This is a genomic window from Streptacidiphilus anmyonensis (assembly GCF_000787855.1).
GTDB lineage: Bacteria > Actinomycetota > Actinomycetes > Streptomycetales > Streptomycetaceae > Streptacidiphilus > Streptacidiphilus anmyonensis.
This window is the reverse complement of the sequence record NZ_BBPQ01000001.1, coordinates 474,996-495,304: the sequence shown is the minus strand read 5'-3', so window position 1 is coordinate 495,304 and position 20,309 is coordinate 474,996. Positions and strand designations below refer to the sequence as shown.

The window sequence follows — 20,309 nt, the reverse complement described above, 5'->3', positions numbered from 1 at the left end:
AAGGGACACGGGAAGCAGTCATGGGCGTCGAGGACGGCACCTACCAGATCCTGCGGGCACGGCTCGCCGAGCGCGCGGAGGAGTTGGGGCGGCGGGCGGCCGAGCTGAACTCCCGGCGGCAGGAGGCGTTCGGCTCCCGCGCTCTGGAGCTCGCGGCCTCCGCGCGGCCGCGCACCGCCGGTGACGGCACGGCATGCGGCGTCGTCGCCGTCCGGCCCGACGTCCTGCTGCTGGGCACGACGGCGCCGACCCTCGACGCCGGGCTGCTCTCCCTGCACGCCCTGGACGGGACGGCGTTGGACCCGGGCGCCGTCCCCGGCCTGCTGGACGACGAGCGGTTCCACCGCGACCTGGCCGAGCTGCTGCGCTACTACCGCGACGCCCGCCTCGCCGACCTGCTGCGGACGGCGTCGGGGCGGCTGCTGGCCGTCTTCCGCACCGGCGGGTACGACGGCGACCAGCGCGTCCTTTGCTGGCAGCTGGGCGAGGACCGGGTCGAGTACCTGGGCAACCACGGCGAGCGGGACCTGCCGCAGCCGCCCGTCTACGAACTGCCCTGGACGACGACCGGCCGGGAGCACCACGACCGCGGCCGGATCCGGATCGACGGCGGTGGTGGCGCGGTCTCCGTCGCCACCACCGCCGGCAGCCTCACCGTGCGGACGGTGCCCGGTGACCGGACCCTCTTCGAGGAGCCCGTCGACGAGCCGTTGCAGAGCCTGGCGGACGCCGCCGTCGCCTACGCGGAGACGGGACCGCTGCTGCTCCTGCGGATCCGCCCCTACAACGAGCCCGCCGACCGCTACCTCGTCGTCAACATCCGCACCGGGTCGGTGCGCCGGCAGGACTCGCTCGGCCTCGGCGCCCGGCTGCTCCCGGCCGAGCAGGGCCTGCTCTTCCCGGGCGGCTACGAGCTGGCCGACGGAACCCACCGCGCCTTCCGGATCGACGGCATCGACGGCGGGGAGGGCGGCCCCGCCGGTGCGGACGGCGCGGACGGGCTGCGTTTCGACGCCGTGCTCCCCGCACCCAACGGCGAGGACCTGCTCTACGTGCTGCGCCGGCCGGGCCGGGCCCAGGTGCTGCTGCTGCCGTGGAACACCGTCCGCCGTGAGGCCGGCGCGGCGCTGCACGGCGCGGCGCACGCCCTGCTGCCGGACGGCACCCTGGTGCTGCTCAAGCCGGACCGCGAGCCGGTGCGCACGCACGAACTCCAGCTGTGGCAGACCCCGTTCCAGTCCGCCGACCACGCCGCCGCCCAGGAGGTCGGCGACGGCCCACTCGCCCGGATCGGCAACGCCGACCTGGTGCGCGGCATCGCCGACTGCCTCGACGTGGTCCGGACGGCGACGGTCGCCGCCCAGGAGGGCAACCAGGCCGCAGCATCCGCGGTCCCCGCGGTCTCCGCGGAGCTGATCCTGGACGTCTGCGCCAAGGCGGCGGACCGCCACTACTGGCTCGCCGACACCGGCCTGCTCGAACCGCTCAGCGAACTGCGCGACGCTGCCGAGCAGTTGGCGGCCGAACAGGCGCGCGTCAGGGGGCTCGCCGCGCGCGCCGCGAAGGCGCTGGAGGAGGCCGGGGAGGAGGCCGCCTCGCTGATCCGCCGCTCGCACGGCGAGCCCCCGACCGACGCCGACGCCTGGACCCGTCTGCTCGCCGAGCTGCGTCAGGCTCATGGGCGCACCCGGCTGCTGCGGGAGCTGCCGCAGCTCGACCTGGCCGCGCTCGACCGCGTCGAGGCGGATCTGGCGGCCGAGTTGACGGGCGCGACCGAGCGCGCCTTCGCCTTCTTCGCCGGCCCGGACGCGTTCGACGCCGTCCTCGCCGCCGCCCGGCACGCCGCCGAGGAGGCCGAGTCGGTGACCACCGCGGCCGAGGCCGCGCAGCTCGCCGACCGCCTGACGGAGCAGGCCGACGCCCTGGTGACCGTCACCGACCTGGTGACCGGTGCGGTCGCCGCCGACCCGGCGGCCGGGACCGCCGTCCTGCTGGCCATCGGCGAGGTGCTCGCGGCCGTCAACCGGGCCCGCGCAGTGCTGTCGAACCGGCGCCGCGCCCTGCTCGACGCCGAACACCGCGCCGCCCACGCGGCCGAGTCCGCGCTGCTGGCCCAGGCGACCACCGCCGCGCTCGCCGCCGCCGACACCCCGGCCGCCTGCGACGACCAACTGGCCCGGCTGCTGCTGCGGGTGGACGGGTTGGAGGCCCGGTTCGCGGAGGCCGAGGACCTCGCCGCGGACCTCGCCCTGCGCCGCGAGGAGATCCGGCAGGCCTTCGCCGCGCGGCGGCAGACGCTGCTCGACGAGGCCGCCGCGCGCGCCGACCGGGTCGCCGCCTCCGCGCAGCGCGCCCTGGAGGCGCTGCGCCGCCGCCTCGCCGGGCTGGGCTCAGCGGCCGACATCCACGGCGCGCAGGCCGCCGACCCGATGGCGGTGCGCGTGCGCGCGGCCGCTCTGGAACTGCGGGCACTCGACGACCAGGTGCGCTCCCAGGAGTTGGAGGACGGCCTGAGCGGCGCCGTCCGCACCGCCCTGCGCGAGCTGCGCGACCGCGCCGACCTCTCCGGGGACGGCGGCGCGAGCGTCCGCCTGGGCCGCCACCGCTTCGCGGTCCGCCGTGAGCCGGTCGAGCTGACCCTTCAGCCCGACGGCGAGGGCCTCGCCTTCCTCGTCACCGGCACCGGCTATCGGCGCCCCGCCCGGGTGCCGCAGCTGCTGGAGGGCCGCGAGTTCTGGACCCAGCCGCTGGTCAGCGAGTCGCCGGTGCTGTACCGGGCCGAGTACCTCGCCGCCGCGCTGCTGCCGGGCGCGGAGGTGGACGCGGGCGCGGGCGCCGGGTTCGGTCCGGGGGCCGCCGCCGTGACGGGGACCGGTTCGACGGGCGGTGCGGACATCGGCCCGGACGTCGGCCTGTCGATCGGTTCGGTGACCGGTTCGACGACCGGTGCGGGGGTCAGGCCGGCGATCGGTGGGGGAGTCGGTCCCGTGGCGGCCTTCGACGCCGGCGGTCGGGAGGGCCTGCTCGCCCGGGTCCGCCGGGCCGCCGAGCGCGCCTACGACGAGGGCTACGAGCGCGGCGTCCACGACCACGACGCCTCGCTCATCCTCGACGCGCTGCTGCGGCTGCGCGCCGGGGCCGGACTGCTGGAGCATCCCGCCGAAGTCCGCGCGGCCGCGCAGCTGTTCTGGGCGTACGGCGCGAACGACGCGCAGCGCGCCGCATGGCAGCGCCGCGCCCGCTCCCTCGTGCTCGCCCGGACCCACTTCGGCGCGGCGGGCACCGCGACCGCGCTGTCCGACCTCGCGGCCGAACTCTCCGAAGCGGCCGCAGGTTTCACGGGCTCGCTCGGCCTGCCGTCGTCGTCGCGGCGGGCGGGCGAATACCTGGTCGCCGAACTCGCCGACCCGCGTGACGGCTTCGCCACCGGTCTCGCCGCCCGCACGCTCCTCGACGGCTTCCGGCACACCGACGCCGCACCCGCTCTCGACGCGGACCTCAAAGCCCTCGACCGGGACCTGGCCGCCCGCCACCAGCTCGCCGCCGCCTGGCTCGGCGCGTACGCGGCTGCCCGTGCGGGCGAGGCGGCAGGAACGACCGCAGGCGCCGGCGGGCGCGAAGGAGCCACGGACGACGCGAGTGATTCGGACGCCGCGGACGGCGGGGACCGCGCGGGGCTGGCGGAGGCCGTCGCCCACCTGTGTGCGCCCGAACTGCCGCGCTACGAGATCGGCGCGGCCGTCAGCGAGACCGTCACCGGGCTGCTCGGCGCCCACCCCCGGATCAAGGACGGCCGGTTGACCGTCCGCATCGACGAACTGCCGTACCGGGCCCGGGTGTTCCGCGAGGAGCGGGCACCGGCCTTCCGCGCCTTCCAGCGACAGCGCGCGGAGGTCCTCTCCGCCGAGCGGGCCCGGTTGCGCCTGGACGACTACCGGCCGCGCCCGCTGGCGGGTTTCGTCCGCAACCAGCTCATCGACCAGGTCTACCTGCCGCTGGTCGGCGACAACCTCGCCAAGCAGCTCGGCACGCTCGACGCCACCGGCACCACCGGCACCACCGACCGCAGCGGCCTGCTGCTGCTCCTCTCCCCGCCCGGATACGGCAAGACCACGCTGCTGGAGTACGTCGCGGACCGACTCGGCCTGCTCATGGTCCGCGTCGACGGGCCCGCGCTCGGCTCCGGTACGACCTCGCTCGACCCCGAGCGCGCGCCCGACGCCGCGGCGCGCCGCGAGGTCGAGAAGATCGTGTTCGCCCTGGAGGCGGGCAGCAACGTGCTGCTGCACGTCGACGACATCCAGCACGTCTCCGCCGAGCTGCTGCAGAAGTTCATCCCGCTCTGCGACACCCAGCGCCGCGTGGAGGCCGTCAGCGACGGCGTCGCCCGCAGCTTCGACCTGCGCGGTCGCAGGTTCGCGGTCTGCCTCGCGGGGAACCCCTACACCGCGAGCGGGCAGCGCTTCGAGATCCCCGACATGCTCGCCAACCGCGCCGACGTGTGGAACCTCGGCGAGGTGCTGACGGGACACCAGAACCTGTTCGCGTTGTCCTTCCTGGAGAACGCCCTCGGCGCGAACCCGGTGCTGACCCCGCTGGTCGGCGCGGACCCGGCCGATCTGCGCCTGCTGGTCGCCCTCGCCGACGGCGACCCGGCGGCTCAGGCGGACCAGCTCGGCCGAGCCGTGCCGGACCTGGACCGGGCCGTCGCGACGCTCACCCGGCTGCGGCGGGTGCAGCGCACCGTCCTCGCCGTGAACAGCGCGTACATCGCCTCCGCCGCCCAGGAGGAGAGCTCGCGGACCGAGCCGCCGTTCCTGCTCCAGGGCTCCTACCGCACCATGGCGCAGCTCGCCGCCCGGATCGATCCGGTCCAGAGCGACGCCGAGGTCGAGGCGCTCCTCGACGACCACTACCTCGCCGAGGCCCGCACTCTCGGCAACGCCGCCGAGGCCAACCTGCTGGCCCTCGCCCGCCTGCGCGGCCGGGCGACCCCGGCACAGACCGCCCGCTGGCAAGCCCTGTGCGCGGCCTACGACTCCGCCGTCCCGCAAGCGGAACCCCTACGCTGAACCGCCACGCGGCAGCCGGGCACACGGCAGTGGGGCACGAGCCGGCTGGGCGCGGCGCAGCGGGCCTGCCTGGGCGGGGGCGCCTCGCGGGGAGTCGAACACCGGACGCCCGGCTGCCGTGCAGCCAGGCTCCCGGGGGCCGGCACGAACGGGCCGTTCCGGACGACGGGCAGCTCCCCAAGGGCCGAGGCCTCGGCGACCCGCGAGCGTCGAGCGACCAGGGCACACGACGATCAGCCCTCAGCCGGTCACGTCCGGAAGGCCACGCCTCGGGGCGTCACGCCTCGGAGGGCTGGTCCGGCCAGCCGAGAAGTCTCGCGCCGAAGACGGCCGTCTCCAGGGTGTAGCGCTGGAGGGCGTCGTCCGGGTCCAGGCCCGTGAGGCGCACGATGTGCGCGATCCGGTAGGCCAGCGCGCGGACGCTCAGGCCCAGACGGCGGGCCGCCTCCGCCGTGACGTAGCGGGAGTCGGCGTACGCGGTCAGCGTCTCCAGCAGGGGCCGCGGCCCGCCGCGGGCCTTGTGGAGCGGCCCGAGCACGCTGCGCACGAGCTCCTCCAGCGCGTCGCGGTCCCGCAGCAGGACCGGCAGCACCAGCAGGTCGGCCGCGCGCAGCAACTGCCCCGGCAGATCCAGCTGGTCGGCCTGCTCCAGGGCCGAGCGCGCCTCCTCGTAGGAGTGCACCACGCCGCCGGGCCCGCCGTGCGGGCGGCCGACGACCACCCGGCGGCCCTTCGTCAGCTCGGCGAACGCCTTGATCACCGCTTCCTCGCCCGGCCCGGACGGCACGATGCACACCAGCCGTCCGTGCTTGACCGCGAGCAGCACCTCCTGGTCGCCGAAGCGGCCCAGCAGTTGCCGCTCCAGGCCGCGGACGAGCGGGTCGTCCAGGCCGTAGCCGTCGCCCTCGGCGACCGCGACCACGTGCGCGCAGGCCAGGTTGAGGCCGAACCGCTCGGCGTGCTCGGCCAGCCGCCCGAGGTCGCTGCGGCTGCTCAGCAGGTCCGCCACGAACTGCCGGCGTCCCGCCTCCTCGCGGCGCAGCCGCTCGCGGTAGGCCAGGCCGTGCCCGGCGGCGAGCGCCGCGACGGCGGCGCGCAGGGCCGCCATCGAGGCGGCGTCCACCGGGCGGTCCTCCCACACCCGGCCGGTCGCGGCCAGTCGTTCGTCGATCAGCTCCGCGAGTCCGCGTCCCTCCTCGGCGGCGTGGTCGCCGTAGGCGCGCAGCGCGTCCAGCTCCTCGCGCCGCAGCCGCCGGCCGCTGTGGGACACCTCCTCCATCGTCCGCGTCCACGTGTCGTCCCCGTACGGCGCGGACTCCTGCGACCCAGCTCTGACGGTGGCCAACTCCCGCTTCCTCCCCCGTACACACAGCGACAGCGACGGGTCAGCGTACCCGCTGCACTGTGGACGCACGACCGGGACGACCTCGAACCGGTCTGGGAACGGTCTGGAACGGGCTGGAAGCGTCTAGAACGGGCCCTTGGGCCGGACCCGGGCGGCGCGGGACTCCAGGTAGCGGCGTTCGGCGAGGCTCGCGGTGGCCTTCGCGGCGCGGCGGTAGAGGTCGTAGGCGGCGGCCGGATCGCCGGTCCGCTCCAGCAGGTGGGCGCGGACCGACAGCAGCCGGTGGTGACGCGCCATCCGCTCGTCGCCGTCCAGTGTCGCCAGCAGCTCCAGACCGGCCTCGGGGCGGTGCGCCTCGGCGAGGGCGATGGCCCGGTTGAGGGTGACCATGGGGTTGGGCGCGATGCGTTCCAGGATCAGGTAGAGGGCGTGCACCTGCGCCCAGTCGGTCTCCTCGGCCGTGGCCGCGTCGTCGTGGGTGGCGGCGATGGCGGCCTGGAGCTGGTAGGGGCCCAGCGACGGGCCGGCCAGGGAGGTCCGGGCGAGGGCGGTGCCCTCGTCGATCAGGGCGCGGTCCCACCGGGTCCGGTCCTGTTCGGCCAGCGGCACCAGGTCGCCCGAGGCCGTGGTGCGGGCGTCGCGCCGGGCGTGGGTGAGCAGCATCAGCGCGAGCAGGCCGGTGACCTCGGTGTCCTCGGGCAGCTGCGCGTGCACTGTGCGGGTCAGCCGGATGGCCTCGCGGGCCAGGTCGGCGCGGTGCAGTGTGTCGCCGGAGGAGGCGGTGTAGCCCTCGTTGAAGATGAGGTAGAGCACGTGCAGGACGACGCGCAGCCGCTCCTCGCGCTCCGGGCCCTGCGGCAGGGCGAACGTGCTGCCGGCGGCCTTGATGCGCTGCTTGGCCCGGCTGATCCGGGCGGCCATCGTGGCCTCCGGCACCAGGAACGCGCGGGCGATCTCGGCCGTGGTGAGGCCGCCGACCGCGCGCAGCGTCAGGGCCGTCTGCGAGGCGGGTGTCAACGTCGGGTGGCAGCACAGGAACAGCAGCACCAGGGTGTCGTCGGTGTCCGGGACGTCCTGCGGCGCCGCCTCCGCGTCGAAGCCGGCTGCCAGTGCGGTCTCGCGTTCGCGGCGGGCGTGGTCGCTGCGCAGCTGGTCGACGAGGCGCCGGGAGGCGACCGTGGTCAGCCAGCCGCGCGGGTTGTCCGGCAGGCCCTCGGACGGCCACTGCACGGCGGCGGCGAGCACGGCCTCCTGGACGGCGTCTTCGCAGCCCTCGAACCGCCCGTAGCGGCGCACCAGCGCGCCGAGGACCTGCGGCGTGAGCTCACGCAGCAGGTCCTCCAGGGCGGGCGGGGCCGTCACGCCTCCAAGTGTCCGTCGGAGAACATCACCTGACGCACCTCGACGCCCAGGCCCTCGATCGCGCTGTCCGGGATCCGGGCGGCCAGCTCGACCGCCCGTTCCTTGTTCTCGCAGTCGATCAGGTAGAAGCCGCCGAGGAACTCCTTGGACTCCAGGAACGGCCCGTCGGTCACCACCGGCTGTCCGTTGCGGACGGACACCACGGCGGCCTGCGACGGGTCGACCAGCGCCTGCGTGGTGATCAGCTCACCGGACTCCTTCAGCGCCGCGATGAACCGCCCGTGGCCCTCGCCGATCGCGGCCTTCTCCTCGTCGGTCAGCGCGTCCAGCACCGCCGGGTTGATGTGCAGGCTGATCAGGAACTTCATCTCGTCCTCCTTGTCGTCCACCGGCCCCTCGCGGGGCCTGTCGACAGGTGGTCGGAGCCGCCGCCCGGTTCTTGACATCGGCAGCGCCCGCGGACGTCACGCGCCGAGGGCGCGCTTCATCACCTTGCCCATGTCGTTGCGCGGCAGCGCCGGGACGTGGCGGACCTCGCGCGGGCGCTTGTGCGGTGCGAGGTGGGCCGCGACGTGCACTGCCAGCTCGTCGGCGGACGGCGGCGCGGCCGGATCGGCCGGGACGATCCAGGCGACGACGCGTTCGCCGAGGTCCGGGTCGGGCTCGCCGGTCACCGCGGCCTCGGCCACGGCCGGGTGCTCCTGGAGCACGTTCTCGATCTCGCCCGCGCCGATCTTGTATCCGCCGCTCTTGATCAGGTCGGTGGACTTGCGTCCCACGATGCGCACCGCGCCGTCCGGGTCGAGCACGGCCATGTCGCCGGTGCGGAACCAGCCGTCCTCGGCGAAGGCGTCCGCCGTCGCGTCCGGGCGGTTCAGGTAGCCGCTGAACAGGTTCGCGCCGCGCACCTGGATCTCGCCGACGGTCTCCCCGTCGCGGATGCCCCCGGCCCGGACGTCCGCCGCGTCGAACGGCATGCCGGCCTCGTCGACCAGCCGCAGTTCCACGCCGTCGAGCGGCGTCCCGACGGTGCCCGGCCGGTGGTCCGCGCCCGGACGGACGCTGGTGTTCATCAGCGTCTCCGTCATGCCGTACCGCTCGACGACGCGGCGGCCGGTGGCCGCCTCGATCGCGCGCTGGTCGCGCGTCGCCAGCGCGGCCGAACCGGAGACCAGCAGGCGGGCGCCGGCCAGCGCCTTCGCCAGCCCCGCGTCGCCCGCGTCCAGGTCCTGCGCGATCCGGTGGTACATCGTCGGCACGCCGAACAGCATGGTCGCCCCGTTGGCGAGCTCGTCCCGCACGCCCTCGGGGGAGAACCGCCCGAGGTGCCGCACGCTGCCGCCGCGCCGCAGCGGCCCGAGGATCCCGAGCACCAGCCCGTGCACGTGGAACAGGGGCAGCGCGTGCACGAGCACGTCGCCGCCGGTCCACGCCCACGCCTCGGCCAGGGCGTCCAGGGTCGTGCGGACCGCGCGGCGCGGGACGATCGCGCCCTTCGGCGGGCCGGTGGTCCCGGAGGTGTAGATGATCAACGCGGGCGACTCGTCGTCCGGCTCGGCCGGCCACGGGGCCTCCGAGTCCGGACCGTCGGCCGAGAGCTGCGGCGTGACCACCCGCAGACCCGCGAGCACGCCGGGCAGTTCGTCGTCCGCGGCGGCGAGGACCAGCTCGGGCGCGCTGTCGCCGACGACGTGGGCGAGCTCGCGCTCCCCGCTCTTCGGGTTCAGCGGCACCACGGTCACCCCGGCGGCGAGCGCGGCGACCACGCCGACGGCGGTCTCCAGCGTCGGCGTCGCCCACAGCGCGACCCGGCGCGCCCCGCCGAGGCGAGCCGCCGTGGCCAGCACGGCAGCGCGCAGCCGTGCGTAGTCGAGCCCGCGCGCGCCGAAGCTCACCGCGGGCGCGGAACCGCCGGCCGCGACGGCGGGAAAGAGCGGACCGTTGCTCACGTGCGTTCCTCCTGGGACCGGGGGCAGTGGCACCACGCTAGCCCGCCGGGCCCGGGGTCGGGGCCGGTCCCCTCAGCGCGCCTGCGGTGCCTTGCCGAGGACCCGGTCCAGGTACGGGTTGGCGAACAGGCCCGTCGGGTCGAGCTTGTCGCGCAGGGCGACGAAGTCGTCGAAGTGCGCGTAGCGCGGGCGCAGGGCGGCGGCGTCGAGGTCGTGCATCTTGCCCCAGTGGGGACGGCCGCCGTAGGAGGAGAGGATGTCCTGGCAGGCCCGGAAGTACCGCTCGTGCGGCATGCGGTGGTACTGGTGGAAGGCGATGTAGCAGTTCTCCCGCCCCTGGGCGGTGGAGAGCCAGATGTCGTCCGCGGCCACGAAACGGATCTCCAGCGGGAAGGACACCCGCTCGTCGTTGCGGTCGATCCACTGCTTGATCTCCCGCAGCGCGTCCGCCGCGTGCTCGCGGGGGATCGCGAACTCGCCCTCCAGGAAGCGGACCGGGCGGGACGAGGCGAAGATCTTGTAGGAGAGGTCGGTCCACTCCCGCGCCGACATCGCCTTCGCCGCGAAGCGGGCGATCGGTCGGATCGTGGCGGGGAAGCGCGTGCCGACCCGACACAGGGTCTCGAAGCCGGGCCCGTTGAGGATCTCGTCCAGCCGTGCGCTCAGCGCGCCGACGGGGGTGAGCGCGGTGGTGGCCGGGAGCCGGGTGAAGCGGCGGGTCAACGAGACCTCGCTGTGCGGGAACCAGAAGAACTCGAAGTGGTCGTGGGCGTCGGCGAGTTCCTGCATGTGCTCCAGCACCTCGGCGACGGGCTGCTGGGTGTCCTGCGCGCGCATCGCGAACAGCGGGACGCACTGCAGTGTGACCCTGGTGAGGACGCCGAGCGCGCCGAGGCCGACGCGGGCGGCGGCGAACAGCTCGGGCTGCTCGGTGGCCGAACAGCGCGTCACCGAGCCGTCGGCGAGGACGAGTTCGAGCGCGCGCACCTGCGTGGCGATGCCGCCGAAGCGGGTGCTGGAGCCGTGCGTGCCGGTGGAGATCGCGCCGGAGATCGTCTGCCGGTCGATGTCGCCGAGGATCTCCATGGCCAGGCCGTGCTCGGCCAGCAGCGGGTTGAGCTGCCACAGCGGCATGCCCGCGCCGACGGTGACCAGCCCGGAGGCCGCGTCGACGGAGTGCAGCTGGTTCATCCGGTCCAGCTGGAGCTGGACGCCGGGCGCGACGGCGGCGGGGCTGAACGAGTGCCCGGAGCCGACCGCCTTGACCAGGTGCCCGTCGCGGATCGCGGCCGCGACCTCGGCGGCCACCTCGCCCGCGTCGGCCGGCCGCGCGACCCGCACCGGGTGCGCCTGCTCGTTCCCTGCCCAGTTGCGCCACGCGTTCGTCATGAGACGGAAGAGTGAACTTGTTCAGTTGTCCAAGTCAAGAGTCCAGCAGCCTTGACTTGGACAACTGAACAAGTCACGCTGCCGGACAAGCGCGGGCTCGTACCAGCCCCCGGCAGGTCCAGCGAGAGGCCCTTCGATGACGACCGAAACGCCCAGGAAGACCACGTCGCCCGCCACCTTCGACCAGCTGGAGCGGGCCACCGCCGGGCTGCGGCCGCCCTTCGCCGTCGTCGACCTCGGCGCGCTGCGCGCCAACTCGGAGCGGATGGTCGCCCGCGCCGGAGGCAAGCCGATCCGGCTCGCCAGCAAGTCGCTGCGCTGCCGGCCGCTGATCGAGGACGTGCTGCGCACCCCCGGCTACCAGGGGATCCTGGCGTTCACCCTGCCCGAGGCCCTGTGGCTGGCCCGCACCACGGACGACTCGCTCGGCGACATCCTCGTCGCCTACCCCTGCGCCGACGCCGCCACGCTGCGCGAACTCGCCGCCGACGAGCGCGCCGCCGCGCGGATCGCGGTCATGGCCGACTCCGTGGAACACCTGGACCTGATCACCGCCGCTGCCGAGACGGCAGGCGCGAACGGCCCGCAGGTGCGCGTCTGCCTGGACCTCGACGCGTCGCTGCGGCTGCTCGGTGGCCGGATCCACCTCGGCATGCGGCGCTCGCCCCTGCACGACCCGGCCGCCGCCGGCGCCCTGGCCCGCGCGGTCGTGGCCAGGCCGCGGCTGCGGCTGGTCGGCGTCATGTCCTACGAGGGCCAGATCGCCGGCCTCGCCGACAACCAGCCCGGCTCGCCGCTGATGCGCGCCGGGGTGCGGCTGATGCAGCGCCTGTCGACGCAGGATCTGCGCATCCGCCGCGCCGCCGCGGTGCGCGCCGTCCAGGACGTCGCGCCGCTGGAGTTCGTCAACGGCGGCGGCACCGGCAGTCTCGAAGCCACCTCGTCCGAGGCCGCGGTCACCGAGCTCGGCGCAGGCTCCGGCCTGTACGCGCCGCGCCTGTTCGACCACTACCGGGCCTTCACCCCGTACCCTGCCGCGTACTTCGCCCTGACCGTCACCCGCCGCCCCGCGCCCCGGCACGTCACCGTCCTCGGCGGCGGCTGGATCGCCTCCGGCCCGGCGGGCCCGGACCGGCTGCCGACCCCCGTCTTCCCGCCCGGTCTGCGCCTGGTCGGCACGGAGGGCGCGGGCGAGGTGCAGACCCCGCTCGTCGGCGACGCCGCGGACGGGCTGCGCCTGGGCGACCGGGTCTGGTTCCGGCACGCCAAGGCGGGGGAGCTGTGCGAGCGCGTGGACCGGCTCCACCTCGTCGAGGGCGACCGCGTCGTGGGCGAGGCCCCGACGTACCGGGGTGAGGGCCACGCCTTCCTGTAGCCCGGCGGCCCGTGGACCGGCGGTCCGCAGGCCGGCGGCCCTGCGGACCGGCCACGCGGCCTGTGCCGGACGCGTGCTGAGGTAGCGTGCCGGGAACGTGCCCGTCTCACTTGTCCCTTCTGCACCTGGAGTCACCATGGTCCGCCGGTCGGCCGACGAGCGCCGCGAGGAGCTGATCGAGGCGGCGATCAAGGTGATGATCCGCGACGGCGTCGCGAAGGCGACGACCCGCGCGATCGTCGCCGAGGCGGGACTGCCGCTGGGTGCGTTCCACTACTGCTTCCGCTCCAAGGAGGAGCTGCTGCAGAGCGTCGTCGAACGCATCATGCAGGGCGCGCTCGCGCCCGCCGTCGCGGCGGGCGTCGAGGGCGCGCCCGTCGCCGAGGTCGTCCGGGACACGCTCCACGCCTACTGGGACCGCATCCGCGCGACGCCCGAGGAGCACCTGCTGACGTACGAGCTGACCCAGTACGCCCTGCGCCAGCAGGGCCTCGCGGAGCTGGCCCGCCACCAGTACGGCCGCTACCTGGAGGTCAACCGCGAGTCCCTCGGGACGATGGCCCGCCTGGCGGGCTTCGAGTGGTCCGTCCCGCTGCCCGTCCTCGCCCGCTACGGCCTCGCGGTCCTGGACGGGCTGACGCTCAACTGGCTCATCGACCGCGACGACGCCGCCGCGGCCGCGGCGCTGGACGAGTACGCGCGGTACCTGGTCTCCGTGGCGCGGTAGCGCCGTTCAGGGGCGCGGGGCTCTGCCTCCGGCCGGGGCCCGTGGTTGGTCGCCCGGGCCGCGCGCGGCGGAGCCGCAGACCGGTGGATCCGCAGGCCGGTGGAGCCCAGCGCCCCTAGCCTGCCGCCAGGCGCAGCCCGTGCACCCGGAGCTGGAGGGCCGCCAGGTCCAACAGCGGGGTGTCGACGCCCAGTTCGCGCGCGCGTGCGGTGAGGTCGCCGAGGATGTGCTCGCCCTCCGTCGGCCGCCCCGCTGCCGTGTCGCGGTAGAGGGACGCGGTGTCCGGCGAGTCCGCGCGGGTGAGGCTCGCCGCGATGCGCTCCCGCAGGGTGTCCGTCAGGGGATGGCCCGCCGCCGCGGCCACCGCCGCGGCCTCGGTGAGGAGCGCGGGGCCCAGCCAGCCGCCGCCCGCCCGCACGACCTCGCCGACCGAACCGCGCATCAGCGTCGTCAGCGCGCCGAGCGCGCTGATGAAGGCCCACTTGCCCCACATCACGCCGAGGATGTCGGGGGAGACGACGACACCGAATCCGGCATCGGACAGCTCCTTGCCGATGCGCTCGATCCGCGCGCTCGTCCCGCCGGCGAGCTCGCCGAGGGTCATGTCCGCGATGACGGACTCGCTGACGCGGGAGAGGACCCGGACGTCGCCGTCGTCGTCGAGCGTGCCGGCGACGCGGACCATGCCGCCGAGCGCGACGTCCGGGCCGAACCGGCGCTCGATCGCCGCGAGATGGGCCATGCCGTTGAGGAAGGGGACGATCACCGTGCCCGGACCGACCGCCGGTGCCACGTCCTCCAGGGACTGGGCCAGCGCGCCCGCCTTCACCGACAGCAGCACCACGTCGTAGGGGCCGTCGACCTCGCCCGGCAGCACCAGCCGCGGCCGGAGCTCCTGCTCCGGCCCGCCGAGGCCTGCCCCGACGATCCGCAGGCCGCGTTCGCGCAGCGCGGCGGCGCGCCCGGGGCGCACCAGGAAGGTGACGTCCCGTCCGGCCAGCGCCAGCCGCCCGCCGAAGAAGCCCCCGGTCGCTCCCGCCCCGACGACGAGGATCCGCATCCTGTCCGCCCTCCCGCCCAGCCGCGCGGCTGCCCGCGATCCTGTTGCACCCCCTGGCGACAACAGGGGGACGGCCGCGGGTATTTCCGGCTCAGGCGGACGGCTGCCAGGGCGGCGTCTGGTTCCAGGACCACCGCGGCATCGGGGCGGCGTCGATCGGGGGCGGGTTCTCGCCGGAGTAGATCAGCGCCATCCGGCTGCCCCACTCGATGTAGTAGGTGAACACGGCGCGGAACTCGGGGTCCGTCGGCAGGCCGACCTCGTCCGCGGAGTCCATCAGCAGCGCGACCCAGCGCCGCCGCTGCGCCTCGGTGATGTGGCGGCCCAGATGGCGGCCGGCCATGTGGGCGTGGCCGCCGCGCTCCTCGGAGTAGCCCTGCGGGCCGTCCTCGCCGCCGAAGACCTCGGCGAGCCAGAGTGCGACGTGCTGCGGGTGCTCGGCGTCCATCCCGGCGAAGAGGGGCGCGAGCAGCGGGTCGTTCAGGACGTGCTTGCCGTAGAACGTGGCGGTCAGACGCTGCAACGCCTCCAGGCCGCCGGCCCATTCGAGGATCGACGGGGGGTGCTCGCTCACGAGGGTGCTCCTCTTGCGTGGCTCCTGTTGTAATCATGATTACGCCGCAACAGGAGCCCGCGCAAGCGGTTCAGGCTCGGATCAGTCCAGTCCGGTTCAGTTCAGCGACGGGCTGGCGCCGCGCCAGGCGTCCAGACCGGCCTGGGAGGCGACTCGGGCCTGGTTGAAGGTCCGCTGGGCCATCTCCGTCGGCGCGGTCTCCCAGCTCTGGACCCAGCGGCGTCCGGCCATGGCCAGCGAGAAGCCGACCATCGCGGCTCCGGCCGCGACGACCAGCGCACCGAAGCCGGTCATGGCGGCTCCGGCCGCGAGCAACTGGGTGTTGGGGCGGAAGCCCGGGTTGCTGCTGCTGTTCGACATCTGCATCGTGCTCATGGGACAACGATGCGCGCACCCGTCCCGTCCCGCATGTCGGGTGCGGCGTCAGTGGGACGCCGCCTCCCCGGCGGTCTCCCCGGCGGTCTCGTCCGTGGTCTCGTCCGTGGTCTCGCCCCTGGCCTCGTCGGCCGGGGCCGGGCCCGGCACGGGCTCCGCACCGGAGGCGACCACCGTGGTGGTCTCCACCTTGCGGCTGGTCTGCGCGACGAACGCGCCGACCAGCACCAGCCCGCCGCCCAGCAACTGGGGCGTCGACAGGTGCTCGCCGAGCAGGAACCAGGAGAGCAGCGTCGCCACGACCGCCTCCAGGAAGGCGATCACCGACGCGACCGGCGCGGAGAGCCTGCTGACGGAGGCGACACCGCAGAGATAGGCGACGACGGTCGAGACCAGCACCATCCACAGCGCGAGCGCGAGCGCCGGGACGTGCCGTGAACCCATGGCGGCCTCGCCGCCCAGCACGTGCCACGGCAGCGTCCACGGCTGCGCCAGCGGCGTCACCACCAGCGCGCCGATCAGCAGCCCGAACCCGCTGAGCGCGACCGGGTCGATCCGTTCGGCGGGGTTCGCCACGGCCGAGCGCCCGGCCTTCTCCGAGATCACGAAGTACCCGACCTGGGCACAGGCCGCGCCGAGCCCGAAGAGGACTCCGACCGGGTCCAGTCCGCCGAGACCGGTCCACACCTCGACCACGAGGGCCAGCCCGAGGGTCGCGGTCAGCGCGCCCAGGGCCGCCGCCCGGGTGATCGGCCGGCGCTGCACGAAGCGCACGTACGCGAGCAGCAGGGACGGGCCGAGGTACTCCAGCAGCATGGCGATCGCCACGGGCACGCGGGAGATGGCGAAGAAGTACGACACCTGGACGAGCGTCACCCCGAGCAGCCCGAACCCCAGCAGCAGCCACGGCTGTCGGCGCAGCAGGCCCCGGTGCCGGACGGTGACGGGCAGCAGCACGAGGGCGGAGCCCGCCATCCGGACCCACACCACCTGAAGCGGGCTGAGCCCGGCCTCGATCAGCGGTTTCGCGGCGACTCCGGAGCCGCCGAAGGCGAAGGCGCTGACCAGTGCGAGGGGCAGCCCGAGGCTGGAGCGGGCGGAGCAGGTGTGCATGCCCGCATTGTGGCAGGGGGCCCGGTGTTTCGACAGTGGCGTCTCATGTTGATGGTGCTGACGACCCGCAGGGGCGTGGGGAACCGCGCGAGAGACCCTGGTGGCTGCCGGTCCCGTCCCCGTGGGATCGACCGCCCCACGTGGTCTCTCGCGCGGTTCCCCACGCCCCTGCGGGCGCGCCCCTGTGTGCGCGCCCCGGCGCGACTACGTGACCGCGCCGCGCTCCGCGAAGCGCGGCTGCGCCCACTCGCGCGTGGCGAGCACGTCGCGGAGCGCGTCCGCCGCGTCCCAGACGTCCGCGTGGGAGACGTACAGCGGGGTGAAGCCGAAGCGCATGATGTCCGGCTCGCGGAAGTCGCCGATGACGCCCCGCGCGATCAGGGCCTGGACCACCGCGTACGCGGACGGGTGGCGCAGCGAGATCTGGCTGCCGCGTTCCTCGGGTGTGCGCGGCGTGACGGACTCCAGCCCGAGCGCGTCCGTCAGCGTCAGGAAGAAGGAGGTGAGGCTCAGGCTCTTCGCGCGGACCTGCGCGAGGTCCACGTCCGCCCAGACGTCGAGGGCCGCGTCCAGGCCGGCGAGGCTCAGCAGCGGCGGCGTGCCGGTCAGGAACCGGCCGATGCCGTCCGCCGGACGGTAGTCGGGGGACATCGCGAACGGCTCCGCGTGCCCGAACCAGCCGCTGAGCGGCTGCCGCGCGGCGGCGTGGTGACGCTGCGCCGCGTACAGGAACGCGGGCGCGCCGGGGCCGCCGTTGAGGTACTTGTAGCCGCAGCCGACGGCGAAGTCCGCGCCGCAGGCGTCCAGCTCGACCGGGAGCGCGCCGACGGAGTGGCACAGGTCCCAGACCATCAGCGCGCCCGCGGCGTGCACCTGCTCGGTGACCGCGGCCATGTCCTGGAGCCGGCCGGTGCGGTAGTCGACGTGGGAGAGGAGCACCACGGCGGTGTCCTCGTCGAGCAGCTCGGCGAGCGTCGGCCCGTCGCGTCCGATCAGCCGTCGGCGGGCGGGGGCGAGGCCCTCCGTCATGTAGAGGTCCGTCGGGAAGCTGCCGACCTCGCTGACGAGGGTCGACCGGCCGGGGCGCAGCCGAAGCGCCGCGCTGAGGACCTTGAACAGGTTCACCGACGTCGAGTCGCAGACGACCACCTGGTCCGGCGCGGCGCCGACCAGCGGGGCGAGGCGGTTGCCGAGGCCGCGCGGCAGGTCGTACCAGCCGGCCTCGTTCCAGCTGCGGATCAGACCCCGGCCCCACTCCTCCTCGACCATGCGCCGCAGCCGCTCCGGCGTGTGCGACGGGAGCGCGCCGAGGGAGTTGCCGTCGAGGTAGAGGACGTCCTTGGGCAGCGTGAAGCGGTCCCGGAACCCGCGCAGCGGGTCGGCGGCGTCCAGCGCGAGGGCGTCCTCACGCGTGGTCACGTCTTCAGCAGTGGTCACAGCGCGTCCCTCACAGCCCAGAGGTCGGGGAAGACGTCCTGCTCGGCGGCGTGCCGCAGCCAGCTCAGGCCGCTGGACCCGCCGGTGCCGGGCTTGGCGCCCATGCAGCGCTTGACCGAGGCCAGGTGGCGCTGCCGCCATCGGGTGACCCGCTCGGCGACGTCCATCAGCAGCTCGGCGAGGGCGCACACCTCGCCCTGCTTGGGGTCGGCGTTGGCGGCCAGCCAGGCGCCGACGGGGGAGGAGACGTCCAGGCCGCGCCGCTCCACGTAGGCGAGGGCGTCGTCGTAGAGGCTCGGCGCCTCCAGCGTGCGGCGCAGGTCCGCGTGGACCTCCGGGTGCCCGGCGTACAGGCGCAGCAGCCGCTCGTGCTTGTTGCCGAGCAGGAACTCCAGGTGCAGGTAGGTGTACGACTGGAAGCCGCTGGCCTCTCCGAGGACCGGCCGGAAGGAGTTGAACTCCACCGGGGTCATCGACGCCAGCAGGTCCCAGGAGGTCACCAGCACGTCCTGCGCGTCCAGGCCGCGGCGCAGCGCGGACATCGCGGTCGGCAGGTCGTCGACGCGCAGGGCCTGCTGCGCGCGGGTCCACTCGTGCCGGATCAGGCCGAAGAGCAGCTCCATCACCTGCGTGGCGACGATGAAGCTGGTCTCGGCCGGCTCCTCGCTGAGCGGGTGCAGCAGCGAGTGCAGGGTGTCGATCCCCGCGTAGGCGGCGTAGGGCGTGGTCGCGGCGGCGAAGTCGACCTTGGGTGTGGTCGGCTCGGCGAGCGTGGATGCGGGCGTCGCAGGCATGGGTGGTCCTCCAGGCGCGGTGGTCGCTTTCATTCTGCTGCGGTTCGCCGCCTCGTTGAATGGGCGACGGGCTGCCCCGGCGGCGAACGGCTTAGCCTGGACAAGGTGATGAGCCGATTGGCTTAGTGTTCGGAAAGTGTGAGGTGAGAGGCGTGCTGGATGCGGTCGACCGGCGCCTGCTGGCGGAGCTGCAGGAGGACGCCCGGCTGTCCTTCAACGAGCTGTCCCGGCGGGTGAACCTCTCCGCCCCGGCGGTGGCCGAGCGTGTCCGCCGCCTGGAGGCGTCCGGCGTGCTGACGGGTTACCACGCCGAGGTCGACCTCACCCGGGCCGGCCGGGTGGTCTCCGCGCTGGTGCAGGTCCAGTGCTACGGGCCGCGCTGCGTCCTGCGGGACCCGTCGGTCGCGAAGTGGCCGGAGGTGCTGCAACTGCACCGGGTCACCGGCGGCGCCTGTTGCGTGCTGATGGTGGCGGTCGCCACCATGGCGGAGTTCGAGGAGCTGATCGACCGGCTCGCCGAGTACGGCCAGCCGTCGAGCACGATGATCCTGTCGACCCCGCTGCGCTGGCGGCCGGTCGAGCCGGTGTGAGGATGTCGGAGTCGGAGTCGGCCTCGGAGCCGACCGAGGGGGAGTGAGCAGGATGCCGGACGAGGACGCACTGCGGGCGCTGCGGCTGGAGGCCGACCGGACCCACGCCTACGGGGGCCACCCCGAGCAGGTGGTCGACTTCCTGCTGCCGCAGGGCGGCGGCCCGGGCGGTGAGGGCAAGACGCTGGTGGTCCTCTTCCACGGCGGCTTCTGGCGTCCCCGGTGGGACCGCCACCACACCGCGCCGCTCGCGAAGGCGCTGGCCGCGGAGGGCTTCCTGGTCGCCGTCCCCGAGTACCGCCGCACGCCCGGCTGGCCGGAGATCTTCGACGACGTGGCGGTCTGCACCGAGGCCCTCGCGACGATGGCCGCCGCCGAGGGCGTGCGTCCGTCGCGGACGGTCTACGTGGGCCACTCGGCCGGCGGGCACCTGGCCCTGTGGGCGGCGGCGCGGCGCCGCCTTCCGGCGGGGTCGCCGTGGCACTCCGAGGGCCGCCCCGACGCCGTCGTCTCCCTCGCCGGCTGCGCGTCGCTGCGCCTCGCCGACGAGTGGAACCTGGGCAGCGGCGCGGCCCGCGCGATGATGGGCGGCGACGTCGACGCCCTCCCGTCCCGCTACGCGGACTGCGATCCGGCGGCGCTGCTGCCGCTGGGCGTCCCGGTCACCCTGATCCACGGCGCGGACGACGAGGACGTCCCGCCGACGATGTCCCGCACCTACGCCCACGCCGCACGCACGGCCGGCGACCGGGCCCACCTGGTGGAGCTGGAGGGCGTCGAGCACTTCGGCGTCATCGACCCGGGCTCCATCGCCTGGCCGCATCTCCTGGCGGCGCTGGAGGCGTAGGCGCCCCGCGGCTCCGCGGCTCCACCCCGCGCGGGGCCGTCGGCCCGTGCGCCGGCGGCGCTGACCGGCCACGGCTCTGCCATGCCTTCGGCCGCGAGCCTGCGCCGCGCCCTCGACGTCCCTCGCGTCGCTCCTCGACGTCGTCCCCGTGTCGGTGCGGTGGTGCCGTCACGTCACGCTGCGCGGCTCGGATCCGGCGGTCGCCCCGGTCGCCCCGGTCGCCCCGGTCGCCCCGGGCGCCCCGGGCGCCCCGGGCGCGCCGGACCGCCTGTTCCTGCCCGACACCTCGCGGCGCGGGGT

General features: G+C 74.8%; 16 protein-coding genes. 5 read left to right on the top strand and 11 right to left on the bottom strand.

What is annotated here, in order from left to right:
* Nucleotides 1-20: 20 nt before the first annotated feature.
* A complete protein-coding gene (locus TR50_RS02175) occupies nt 21-5,072 on the top strand; it encodes a DNA repair ATPase (protein WP_052440580.1) in 5,052 nt (1,683 codons plus the stop codon).
* Nucleotides 5,073-5,349: 277 nt separating this feature from the next.
* Here the strand turns inward: TR50_RS02175 and TR50_RS02170 are convergent, their stop codons facing one another.
* The 5 genes from TR50_RS02170 to TR50_RS02150 all read right to left on the bottom strand — a co-directional run bounded on the left by TR50_RS02170 (nt 5,350) and on the right by TR50_RS02150 (nt 11,117).
* A complete protein-coding gene (locus tag TR50_RS02170; protein ID WP_369405687.1) occupies nt 5,350-6,417 on the bottom strand; it encodes a PucR family transcriptional regulator in 1,068 nt (355 codons plus the stop codon).
* A gap of 123 nt (nt 6,418-6,540) precedes the next feature.
* Nucleotides 6,541-7,779, bottom strand: a complete 1,239-nt coding sequence (locus TR50_RS02165) for an RNA polymerase sigma factor (protein WP_042412981.1) — start codon at nt 7,777-7,779, stop codon at nt 6,541-6,543.
* Nucleotides 7,776-8,147: a YciI family protein gene (locus TR50_RS02160; RefSeq protein WP_042413306.1), complete on the bottom strand. Its 372-nt coding sequence runs from the start codon at nt 8,145-8,147 to the stop codon at nt 7,776-7,778. Before TR50_RS02160 ends, TR50_RS02165 begins: the two co-directional genes overlap by 4 nt.
* A 96-nt stretch (nt 8,148-8,243) precedes the next feature.
* Nucleotides 8,244-9,728: an acyl-CoA synthetase gene (locus TR50_RS02155; protein ID WP_042412979.1), complete on the bottom strand. Its 1,485-nt coding sequence runs from the start codon at nt 9,726-9,728 to the stop codon at nt 8,244-8,246.
* A 72-nt stretch (nt 9,729-9,800) separates the two neighbouring features.
* Complete coding sequence (locus TR50_RS02150; RefSeq protein WP_042412977.1) at nt 9,801-11,117, bottom strand: D-arabinono-1,4-lactone oxidase; 1,317 nt, start codon at nt 11,115-11,117, stop codon at nt 9,801-9,803.
* Nucleotides 11,118-11,253: 136 nt separating this feature from the next.
* Between TR50_RS02150 and TR50_RS02145 the strand changes: the two genes are divergently transcribed.
* Both TR50_RS02145 and TR50_RS02140 read left to right on the top strand, forming a co-directional pair.
* On the top strand, nt 11,254-12,492 hold the full coding sequence (locus TR50_RS02145; RefSeq protein ID WP_042412975.1) for an amino acid deaminase/aldolase: 1,239 nt from the start codon (nt 11,254-11,256) through the stop codon (nt 12,490-12,492).
* Between the two features lie 136 nt (nt 12,493-12,628).
* Nucleotides 12,629-13,219 carry a TetR/AcrR family transcriptional regulator gene (locus tag TR50_RS02140; protein WP_042412973.1) on the top strand — a complete coding sequence of 197 codons (591 nt, stop codon included), beginning with the start codon at nt 12,629-12,631 and terminating at the stop codon, nt 13,217-13,219.
* A 115-nt stretch (nt 13,220-13,334) separates the two neighbouring features.
* Here the strand turns inward: TR50_RS02140 and TR50_RS02135 are convergent, their stop codons facing one another.
* The 6 genes from TR50_RS02135 to TR50_RS02110 form a co-directional block, all read right to left on the bottom strand.
* Nucleotides 13,335-14,279, bottom strand: a complete 945-nt coding sequence (locus tag TR50_RS02135) for a ketopantoate reductase family protein (protein WP_042412970.1) — start codon at nt 14,277-14,279, stop codon at nt 13,335-13,337.
* A gap of 91 nt (nt 14,280-14,370) precedes the next feature.
* Nucleotides 14,371-14,853, bottom strand: a complete 483-nt coding sequence (locus TR50_RS02130) for a group II truncated hemoglobin (protein ID WP_042412968.1) — start codon at nt 14,851-14,853, stop codon at nt 14,371-14,373.
* 96 nt (nt 14,854-14,949) lie between these two features.
* Nucleotides 14,950-15,228, bottom strand: a complete 279-nt coding sequence (locus TR50_RS02125) for a hypothetical protein (protein WP_152648203.1) — start codon at nt 15,226-15,228, stop codon at nt 14,950-14,952.
* A 48-nt stretch (nt 15,229-15,276) separates the two neighbouring features.
* Nucleotides 15,277-16,341, bottom strand: coding sequence for an EamA family transporter (locus TR50_RS02120; protein ID WP_063774973.1), 1,065 nt, complete (start codon nt 16,339-16,341; stop codon nt 15,277-15,279).
* A 204-nt stretch (nt 16,342-16,545) separates the two neighbouring features.
* The gene (gene kynU, locus TR50_RS02115) at nt 16,546-17,778 is read right to left on the bottom strand and encodes a kynureninase (protein WP_201776778.1); all 1,233 of its coding nucleotides are present in this window, start codon (nt 17,776-17,778) and stop codon (nt 16,546-16,548) included.
* Nucleotides 17,775-18,572 (bottom strand): tryptophan 2,3-dioxygenase, encoded by a 798-nt coding sequence (locus TR50_RS02110; RefSeq protein ID WP_042412963.1) that lies wholly within the window; start codon nt 18,570-18,572, stop codon nt 17,775-17,777. The genes kynU and TR50_RS02110 overlap by 4 nt, the downstream gene beginning before the upstream one ends.
* 152 nt (nt 18,573-18,724) lie before the next feature.
* On the opposite strand from TR50_RS02110, the gene TR50_RS02105 reads away from it, so the two are divergent.
* Together TR50_RS02105 and TR50_RS02100 are read left to right on the top strand one after the other, a co-directional pair.
* Nucleotides 18,725-19,162, top strand: coding sequence for an Lrp/AsnC family transcriptional regulator (locus TR50_RS02105; protein ID WP_042412960.1), 438 nt, complete (start codon nt 18,725-18,727; stop codon nt 19,160-19,162).
* 52 nt (nt 19,163-19,214) lie between these two features.
* The gene (locus TR50_RS02100) at nt 19,215-20,009 is read left to right on the top strand and encodes an alpha/beta hydrolase (RefSeq protein ID WP_042412958.1); all 795 of its coding nucleotides are present in this window, start codon (nt 19,215-19,217) and stop codon (nt 20,007-20,009) included.
* Nucleotides 20,010-20,309: the final 300 nt, after the last annotated feature.